Source organism: Streptomyces sp. NPDC006368 (assembly GCF_040612535.1).
In the GTDB taxonomy this organism is placed as follows: Bacteria; Actinomycetota; Actinomycetes; order Streptomycetales; family Streptomycetaceae; genus Streptomyces.
This window is the reverse complement of record NZ_JBEXQK010000077.1, coordinates 1-9,113: the sequence shown is the minus strand read 5'-3', so window position 1 is coordinate 9,113 and position 9,113 is coordinate 1. Positions and strand designations below refer to the sequence as shown.

Below are 9,113 nucleotides of genomic sequence, written 5' to 3'. Positions count from 1 at the left end.
CGGACCGATCAGGAATCGGTCCGGGCCACCGGTGCGTTCCGCGGGTGCCTCCCGGGGGTACGGGACGGCGGGGTCACAGGAAGTACGTACCGGGCTCCATGCCCATCAGGACCCGCCCCTGGACCTCCAGGTTGGCGCCGAGCTGGACCAGGGCGTGCAGCGAGAAGCCCTGGATGTCGCGGTGGAAGCGCTGCAGGTCTACATCGGTGCGGATCACCGAGCCGCCGCTCGCGGCGTAGAGCAGCTCGACGGCCTCCTTGGACAGCTGCCCGGCGTAGGCGGTCCGGCCGCGGATGACGGCCTTCTCCTCGTCGGTGGGCTGCTCGCCGGCGTCCGCCGCCTTCTGGAGGACCTCGTGCCAGCGGGCCGCGAGCGCCTCGGCGGCGTCGATCTTGTTGGCGGCGATCGCCACCTGCTGCTGGGTGACCGGGTGTTCCCGCTGGTCGGTCCAGTCCGTGTACGTGATGCCACGGCCCGGCACGCGCTCCAGGAACAGGTCGTACGCGCCGCGCCCGATGCCGGTGAGCGCCGCCGCGACGCCGGACAGGACGTACCCGAGCAGGCCGTAGTTGCGGCCCGTCGCACCGGTGTTGGAGCGCAGGCCGGTGCCGCTGACCATCGCCTCCTCCAGGGAGACGGTCCGGTGGACGGGCACGAACAGGTCCGTGGCCGAGACCGTGGAGCTGCCGGTGCCGGCACCGGACGAGACGTGCCAGTCGTCGGAGACGGTCAGCTCGCTCGTCGGCACCAGCGCCACGAGCTCCTGGTGGGTCCCGTCCGGGAGCTCGACCATGGCGGCCAGCAGGTCCCAGTCGGCGCCGCGCACGCCGGAGTTGAACCGCCAGGTGCCGTCGAGGCGGTAGCCGCCGTCGACCGGCTTCAGCGTGCCGGTGGGCGCGAAGACGATCGACACCCGGGTGGAGCCGCCGGTGAACATCTCGTCCTGGGCCCGGTCGGGGTACAGGGTCCCCGCCCAGGTGCTGGTCAGCCACACCATGGTGAGCCAGCCGGTGGACGGGCAGGCGCGGGCGACCTCGGAGATGACCCGCGCCTGCTGCGCCACGTCGAGGTCGAGGCCGCCGTACTTCCTGGGGACCGCGGCGCGGAAGACGCCGGCCTTCTCCAGGAGCCGGATGTTCTCCTCGACGATCCAGCGCCGCTCCTCGCTCTCCCGCCCGTTGGCGCGCAGGACCGGTGCGGCGTCGCGCACCGCTTCCAGGACGGACGCGAGTTCTTCTTCCGTGGCCATGGGTATTCTCCTCGTCGCACATGATCAGGGCTGTGCACCCCACGCTAGGGCGTGCAATTCCCGACCCGGGAAACCCTCGGTCTTGTCGCGGTAATCGCCCCCGATTCCCCGGCGATGCCCCTGGGATTTCCCCTTCGATGCACTCGCGGTTCCCTCCCCCTTCCCGGGCCGTTGACGGATCGGGGCCGACCGGTTACCGGGGAATTACCCGGCGGTTACCGGTGCATTGGCGGAGGGCCGGAATCCGGCGGACCGGGCTGGGCGGGGCTGGCAGCATGGTGGGAATGAGTATCTCTTGGCATGACCTCGTTTCCACCGCCGCGGACGACAGCGCGGCTCTGCTGGAGAAATGCGCGGGCGATTGGAACCGGCCCGCGGGAGAGCTGACGTGGAGCAGTCTCGAGACGGTCTCCCACCTCTCCCAGGCGATCTACGGGTACGCGGCGCTGCTGGTCGCGCAGCCCACCGACCGGTACATCGCGCTGCGGACGTCGGTCGACCCGAACGCGTCGGCGGAGGAGATCGCCGAGACCATCCACGCCGGCGCCACCCTGCTCGCCCGGACCATCCGCGAGTCCGGCCCCGACGTCCGCGCCTGGCACCCCTGGGGTACCGGCGACCCCGCGGGTTTCGGCGCGATGGGCGTCCTCGAACTGCTCGTCCACAGCCGTGACATCGCCGCCGGCTTCGGGATCGAGGCCACGCTCTCCGACGAGCTGAGCGCACCGGTCGTCGAGCGGTTGTTCCCTCAGGCGCCGAGCGGCCACCGGCCCTCGGACACGCTGCTGTGGTGTACCGGCCGGATCGCCCTGCCGGGCCTGCCCCGGCAAACCGAGTGGCGCTGGTACGGCGACGTCCGCTGACGCGGCGACGAGCCGCCGGTACGCGTGCGAAGAGCCCCCGGGGAGAACCCCGGGGGCTCCTTGCGTGCCACCGGGCGGCCCTACTCGGCCGCCACGAGGCCCTTCGCCGCCACCGGGCGGTCGATGGACATCAGCCAGCGGCCGTCGTCGCCGCGCCGCAGGACGTCCGTGCAGACGCCCTCCAGGTGGAGCGGCTCGCCGTCCGGGCCGGTGGTGTCGATGCTGTACTCGACGCCGATGAGCGCCACGTCACCCGCCACGTAGGAGTGGGTGACGGCCGCCTTGAGCGAGGGCTTCCTCGACAGGAAGTCCTTGAAGAACGCCAGGCGGGCCTCGCCGGTGAGCGGCTCGCCGGAGAAGTTCGATATGGAGTCCTCGCGGTACAGGCTGTCGAAGATCGCACCGTCACCCGTGTTGAACGCCTGGAGGAAGATCTCGTTCTGGGTCTCGGTGTCGTCGGTCAGGTCGGGGTTGGCGGGGTCGAAGTCGACGCTGAAGTTGTAGGCCATGGTGAAACCGGCCCGCCTCTCTGTGATCGTGACTGGGATGGGTGTGGGGCGTGGGCGTGGAGCGTGGGTGTCGTGCCGGGCCCGGTGCTACATCGCGCCGAGGGCCTGCTGCGCGGCCCGCAGTCCGGACTCGACGGCTCCGTCGAGGAAGCCGGACCAGCCGTTGGCGAGGTCGCCGCTGGCGAAGACGACCTGCCCGCTGGGTTCCAGGACCGACGGGTACAGGGTGGTGAGCTGCCGCGGCTTGCGGAAGGCCCAGCCTCCGCGCGCGTACGGGTCCCGGCCCCAGTCGTGGGCCTGAAGCGAGATGATGTCGAGCTCGGCGCCGAGTTTCCGTACCGCCGCGGCGACCTGGACCTTGTCGGTGGGGTTCAGGTTCGGGTCGGTGGAGAAGGCCACGTACACCAGGCCCTCCGACGTCTCCTTGAACGGCATCATCATCGGGATGGGGGACTGGCCCTCGGCGCCCTGTCCGTAGAACTTGCCCGCGCCGTTGCGGGCGTGGATCCAGATCTTGAGCGCGTTGGGCACCGCGATGCCCTGGGTCGCCGCCGCGGTGTGCGCGGCGGGCAGGGCGGGTGAGAACTTGATCGTGGGCCAGACGTTGACGGGCGTGGCCACGATCACCTTGGCCGCGTTGTACCGGACGCCCGAGCGCAGCGTCACGTACACCCGGGTCCCGTTGTCGGTCACCGAGGCGACCGGGGAGTTCAGGCGCACCGTGGGCCTGGACTCGTTGATCATGGCGGTCAGCAGCCCCGCCGTACCGACGGTCATGCGGTAGCGCTGGGTGTCGTTCCAGCCCGCGTTGTTCCAGCCGGCGAGGGACCACCAGTGCGCCAGCATGGTGAGGGCGCCCTGGGTGCTGGAGCCGCCCGAGTACACCGCCGTCTGACCGTTGATCAGCAGTTCCTCCTCGGCCGTCAGGCCGAGCTGGGTGAGCCGGTCGCGCAGCGTGAGTTTGTCCAGGCTCTGGAGCAGGTCGGCCCGGTACAGCGGCTGGAACGGCTTCTCGAAGTACTGCTGGGACCCCTCGAACAGCCGCTCCAGCACGGCTCCGATGCGCCCGAACCCGTCGTCCGGCGTGAACGCCTTCGGTCCGGTGGGCGTCGGCAGGAGGACCCGGTCCACCGGGTGCTCCTCCTCCAGGGCGATCCCGTACCGCCGCAGTTCGGCACCGATGTGCGGCTGGGTCGACTCCACCCAGGTGCCGCCCATCTCCACCTGGTGGCCCGCGAACGTGCTGGTCCAGGTGCGGCCGCCGATACGGCCCCGGGCCTCCAGTATCAGGACCCGCTTACCCTTGGCCCGCAGTTCCCGCGCGGCGGTGACGCCCGCGTAGCCGGCGCCGATGACGATGACGTCGTACGCCGCTTCCTCCCCGTCCTCATCGACAGGGGCGGCGGCGTGGGCCGCGGTGGGGAGCAGGACGGGGGCGGCGACGAGCGCCGTGGCGCCGGCCGCCTTGAGCAGGGCGCGGCGCGACGGCCGGCGACGCGGCTCCGCCTCGGGGAGGGACTCGTGTGTGTCATTCATGTGCGCTGTCGATCTCCGGCTCGGTCGGGTGGCGGTGAGGTGCGCGGTGGGGGCGCGCCGGCCGGCGGGGCGACCGTGGGGAGGGCTCAGTCCTGGCCGTACGGGTCGTCGACCGCGTAGCGCCAGATGCCGTCCTCGCCCAGCCGCAGGACGTCGACGCCGACGCCCTCCAGGCGCTCGGACTCGCCCTTCTCGTCGACGGTCTCGATGACCCAGTCGACGATCATGAGCGCGGTGTCGGCGGTGACGAAGCTCTGCCGCGGGGTCGCGGTCATCTTCGGGCGGAGGGCCAGGAACTCCCGCTGGTAGTCCCGGCGGGCCTGGCCGGTCAGCGGCTTGCCCGGCTCCCAGACGGCCACGGCCTCTTCCGTGTAAAAACCGTCGACCGCGTCGAAGTCCCCGGCGTTGAACGCCTCGACATATTGCGCGGTGTGCTTTTTCAGGCTCTCGTTCAGCTGCGACATGGGAACAGTCGACCTGCCTTCTCGTTGTCCGGGGTGTCTGCCCTTTTCCACTGCGGACGCTATTCGGCGGTGTTCATCACTCCGCCCATCCCCCGGTAATGACGCGGTCTCGTTCAATTCGGGGCGGAAATTACCGGTTGGAGGCCGCGCGCTGGGCCGTGGAGCGAAACGCCTGCCTACGATCGACACATACGTTCGCCCACATACTCAGGGTCTTGGGTAATTCGGCCGGAAAGGGCAGTCGAGCGCGATGACGAATCAGCACCACTCCCGGACATCCCTGGCGCACAGCGACCAGGACGAGGCGATCGCGGTCGTCGGACTGTCCTGCCGTCTCCCGGGGGCCGCGAGCCCCGAGGCGTTCTGGGAGCTGCTGCGCACCGGCTCCGACGCCATCACCGCCGTGCCCGAAGGGCGTTGGCGTTCCGCGACCGGGGAGGCCGCGCCCGAGGACACCGTGCCGGGCATGCGGCGCGGCGGGTTCCTCGACCGCGTCGACACCTTCGACGCCGCCTTCTTCGGCATCGCCCCGCGTGAGGCCGTCACCATGGACCCGCAGCAGCGGCTCGTCATGGAACTGGCCTGGGAGGCCCTGGAGCACGCCGGCATCGTGCCCGCCGCGCTGCGCGGCAGCCGTACCGCCGTCTTCGTCGGCACCCTGCGCGACGACTACGCCGCGCTCCTCTACCAGCACGGCTCCCGGGCGGTCACCCAGCACACGATGGCCGGCGTCAACCGCGGTGTCATCGCCAACCGGGTCTCCTACCACCTGGGCCTGCAGGGGCCGAGCATGACGGTGGACTCCGCCCAGTCGTCCTCGCTGGTCGCCGTGCACCTGGCCTGCGAGTCGCTGCGTGCCGGGGAGTCCGAGGCGGCGATCGTCGCGGGCGTCAACCTCAACATCCTCGCCGAAGGGGCCGTCACCGAGGAGCGGTTCGGCGGCCTGTCCCCGGACGGCACCACGTACACCTTCGACGCCCGCGCCAACGGCTTCGTACGCGGTGAGGGCGGCGCCGCCGTCGTCCTCAAGCCGCTCGCCGCGGCGCTCGCCGACGGCGACCCGATCCTCGGCGTCATCCACGGCAGCGCCGTCAACAACGACGGGGCGACCCCCGGCCTGACCGTCCCCGGCCGTGCTTCGCAGGAGCGCGTGCTGCGCGAGGCGTACGAGAAGGCCGGCGTCGACCCCGCCTCGGTGCAGTACGTCGAGCTGCACGGCACCGGCACCCCGGTCGGCGACCCCATCGAGGCCGCCGCGCTGGGCACGGTGCTCGGCGCCGCCCGCCCCGGGGGCCGGCCGCTGCGCGTCGGCTCCGCCAAGACCAACGTCGGCCACCTGGAGGGCGCCGCGGGCATCGTGGGCCTCCTCAAGGCGGTGCTGGCGCTCGGCCACCGGCGGCTTCCGCCCAGCCTCAACTTCGAGACGCCCAATCCGGCGATCCCGCTCGCGGAGCTCGGTCTGGAGGTCCAGCGGGAGCTGACCGACTGGCCGGCGCCCGGTGAGCCGCTCGTCGCCGGGGTGTCGTCCTTCGGCATGGGCGGCACCAACGCCCACGTGGTGCTGGGCGAGAGCCCCCTCGCGCCGCGGATACCGGTGGCGGGCGCTCTGGCGGAGGGCGCCGCGTCCGGTGCCGAGGGTGCCCGTGCCGAGGGTGCGGGTGCCGGGAGTGCGGGCGCCGCGTCCGGTGGCCTTCTGCCGTGGGTGGTCTCCGCCCGTGGCGGTGACGCCCTGCGCGCCCAGGCCGCGCGGCTGCGGGAGGCCCTGGCCTCCGCCGACGCGCCCGGCGCGGTGGACGCCGGATGGTCGCTGGCCGCGACCCGTACCGTCTTCGAGCACCGCGCGGTCGTCCTCGCCGACGACCGGGACGGCATGCTCGACGGGCTGGCCGCGGTGGCGGAGGGCGCCGCCCGGCCGAGCGTCGTCACCGGGACGGCCCGCCCCGGGGGAACGGCGCTGCTGTTCACCGGTCAGGGCGCGCAGCGCGCCGGCATGGGCCGTGAGCTGTACCGGGCCTTCCCGGTGTTCGCCGAGGCGTTCGACGAGGTGTGCGGTCATCTCGACCCGCTGCTGGACCGGCCGCTGAGCGAGGTCGTCGAGTCGGGTGAGGGCCTGGACGAGACGGGCTTCACGCAGCCCGCGCTGTTCGCCGTCGAGGTCGCCCTGCACCGCCTGGTCGCCTCCTGGGGAGTGGCCGCCGACCGGGTCGCCGGCCACTCCATCGGTGAGATCGCCGCCGCCCACGTCGCCGGGGTGTTCTCCCTGGCCGACGCCGCGCGGCTCGTCGCGGCCCGTGGCCGGCTGATGCAGGCGCTGCCGGCCGGGGGCGCCATGGTCGCCGTCCGGGCCGCCGAGGAGGAGGTGCTGCCGCTGCTCGCCGGGGCCGGGGACGAGGTGGCGGTCGCCGCCGTCAACGGGCCGCGCTCGGTCGTGCTGTCCGGCGCCGAGGATGCGGTGACCCGGGTCGCCGGGCTGCTCGCCGAACAGGGGCGCAAGGCGCGGCGGTTGACGGTCTCGCACGCCTTCCACTCGCCGCTGATGGAACCGATGCTGGACGACTTCCGCCGGGTCGTGGAGGGGCTGACCTTCCACGAGCCGCGTATCGCCGCCGTCTCCACCGTGACCGGCGAGCCCGTCGGACCGGGCGAGTGGACGTCGCCCGACTACTGGGTGGAGCAGGTGCGCCGCCCGGTGCGGTTCCTGGACGCCGTGCGCACCCTGGAGGCCGCGGGCGCCACGACGCTCCTGGAGCTGGGCCCCGACGGGGTCTGCGCCGCCATGGCGGCGGACTGTGTCGCGGACACGGACACCACGGCGCCCCTGGCCTCGCTGCGCGCGGGCCGGCCCGAACCGCGGACCCTGCTCGGGGCGCTCGCCGCCGCGTTCGCGCGCGGCACCGCGGTGGACTGGGCCGCCGTGCACGCCGGTACGGGCGGTCGCCGCGTGCCGCTGCCCACGTACGCCTTCCAGCGCGAGCGGTACTGGATCGGGGGCACGGCGCGTGAGGCCGCGCCGCTGCCGGCCGCCGACGTGGTCGCGGAGCCGGCCACCGGGCCGAAGGGGTCCGGTGGGCGGTCGCTCGCGGGCGGCGGCGACGTCACCGCCGTCGTCCTGGACCGGATCTCCGCCGTCCTGGAGTACGCCGAGGGGCGGCGCGTCGAGCCGCACGCCACCTTCAGGGACCTGGGCTTCGACTCCCTGATGTCGGTGGAGCTGCGCAACGGGCTGTCCGCCGCCACCGGTCTGCGGCTGCCCAGCGGCCTGCTGTTCGACCACCCCACGCCCGCCGGTCTGATCGCGCACCTCAACACCCTGCTCGCCGGCCCGGACACCGCCGGTGAGGAGCTCGCCCCCGCCGCCGACGCGGACGACCCGATCGCGATCGTCGGCATGGCGTGCCGCTACCCGGGCGGGGTCGCCTCGCCCGAGGACCTGTGGCGACTGGTGGCCGAGGGCACCGACGCCATCTCCGGCTTCCCCGGCGACCGCGGCTGGGACCCCGGCCTCTACGACAGCGACCCCGGCAGCAGCGGCCGCAGCGCGGTCCGCGAGGGCGGGTTCCTCCATGACGCCGCCCTGTTCGACAACGGCTTCTTCGGCATCTCGCCCCGCGAGGCCCTCGCCATGGACCCGCAGCAGCGGCTGCTGCTGGAGACCGCCTGGGAGGCCGTCGAGCGGGCCGGTCTGGACGCCGACGCCCTCAAGGGCACCCGCACCGGGGTGTTCGTCGGCGCCACCACCCTCGACTACGGGCCCCGGATGCACGAGGCCCCGGACAGCGTCGAGGGCCACCTCCTGACCGGCACCACGCCGAGCGTGCTGTCCGGCCGCATCGCCTACCAGCTGGGCCTGATCGGCCCGGCCGTCACCATCGACACGGCCTGCTCCTCGTCCCTGGTCGCCCTGCACATGGCGATACGGTCGCTGCGCTCCGGCGAGACCACGCTGGCCATCGCGGGCGGCGCGACGGTGATGTCGACGCCCGGCATGTTCGTGGAGTTCTCCCGGCAGCGCGGTCTGGCCGCGGACGGGCGCTCCAAGTCGTTCGCCGCCTCGGCCGACGGCACCTCATGGGCGGAAGGAGTCGGCCTCCTCGTCGTCGAGCGGCTGTCCGACGCCCGCCGCAACGGCCACCGGGTCCTCGCGGTCATCCGCGGCAGCGCGGTCAACCAGGACGGCGCCAGCAACGGCCTGACCGCCCCCAACGGCCCCTCCCAGGAGCGGGTCATCCGCCAGGCCCTGACCGACGCCGGACTCGCCCCGGCCGACGTGGACGCCGTCGAGGCCCACGGCACGGGTACGCGGCTCGGCGACCCGATCGAGGCCGAGTCCCTTCTCGCCACGTACGGGCAGGACCGCGAGCAGCCCCTGCTGCTCGGGTCGCTGAAGTCCAACATCGGGCACGCCCAGGCCGCCGCCGGTGTCGGCGGTGTCATCAAGATGGTGCAGGCCATGCGCCACGGTGTCCTGCCCAGAACCCTGCACGTCGACGAA

Annotated in this window: 6 protein-coding genes; 2 read left to right on the top strand and 4 right to left on the bottom strand. The window is 72.9% G+C overall.

Annotated features, from left to right (window positions below; all coding sequences use genetic code 11):
- Nucleotides 1-73: 73 nt before the first annotated feature.
- Entirely contained in the window at nucleotides 74-1,249 is a 1,176-nt protein-coding gene (locus tag ABZZ38_RS29820; RefSeq protein WP_356745567.1) for an acyl-CoA dehydrogenase family protein, read from the bottom strand.
- A gap of 284 nt (nucleotides 1,250-1,533) precedes the next feature.
- Between ABZZ38_RS29820 and ABZZ38_RS29815 the strand changes: the two genes are divergently transcribed.
- Nucleotides 1,534-2,112, top strand: coding sequence for a maleylpyruvate isomerase N-terminal domain-containing protein (locus ABZZ38_RS29815; protein WP_356745565.1), 579 nt, complete (start codon nucleotides 1,534-1,536; stop codon nucleotides 2,110-2,112).
- Nucleotides 2,113-2,192: 80 nt separating this feature from the next.
- Here ABZZ38_RS29815 and ABZZ38_RS29810 read toward each other — a convergent pair whose 3' ends face one another.
- The 3 genes from ABZZ38_RS29810 to ABZZ38_RS29800 all read right to left on the bottom strand — a co-directional run bounded on the left by ABZZ38_RS29810 (nucleotide 2,193) and on the right by ABZZ38_RS29800 (nucleotide 4,621).
- The gene (locus ABZZ38_RS29810) at nucleotides 2,193-2,621 is read right to left on the bottom strand and encodes a nuclear transport factor 2 family protein (RefSeq protein WP_356745563.1); all 429 of its coding nucleotides are present in this window, start codon (nucleotides 2,619-2,621) and stop codon (nucleotides 2,193-2,195) included.
- 87 nt (nucleotides 2,622-2,708) lie between these two features.
- Complete coding sequence (locus ABZZ38_RS29805) at nucleotides 2,709-4,157, bottom strand: FAD-dependent oxidoreductase (protein WP_356745561.1); 1,449 nt, start codon at nucleotides 4,155-4,157, stop codon at nucleotides 2,709-2,711.
- Between the two features lie 86 nt (nucleotides 4,158-4,243).
- Nucleotides 4,244-4,621, bottom strand: a complete 378-nt coding sequence (locus ABZZ38_RS29800; RefSeq protein WP_356745559.1) for a nuclear transport factor 2 family protein — start codon at nucleotides 4,619-4,621, stop codon at nucleotides 4,244-4,246.
- Between the two features lie 250 nt (nucleotides 4,622-4,871).
- On the opposite strand from ABZZ38_RS29800, the gene ABZZ38_RS29795 reads away from it, so the two are divergent.
- Nucleotides 4,872-9,113, top strand: a 4,242-nt coding sequence (locus ABZZ38_RS29795) for a beta-ketoacyl synthase N-terminal-like domain-containing protein (RefSeq protein ID WP_356745557.1), incomplete at its 3' end; no start/stop codon positions are given.

Bases quoted from the DNA above. Each gene is read 5' to 3' on its own strand.
- ABZZ38_RS29805 (WP_356745561.1), bottom strand. From the start codon at position 4,157: ATGAATGACACACACGAGTCCCTCCCCGAGGCGGAGCCGCGTCGCCGG.
- ABZZ38_RS29800 (WP_356745559.1), bottom strand. From the start codon at position 4,621: ATGTCGCAGCTGAACGAGAGCCTGAAAAAGCACACCGCGCAATATGTC.
- ABZZ38_RS29815 (WP_356745565.1), top strand. From the start codon at position 1,534: ATGAGTATCTCTTGGCATGACCTCGTTTCCACCGCCGCGGACGACAGC.
- ABZZ38_RS29810 (WP_356745563.1), bottom strand. From the start codon at position 2,621: ATGGCCTACAACTTCAGCGTCGACTTCGACCCCGCCAACCCCGACCTG.
- ABZZ38_RS29820 (WP_356745567.1), bottom strand. From the start codon at position 1,249: ATGGCCACGGAAGAAGAACTCGCGTCCGTCCTGGAAGCGGTGCGCGAC.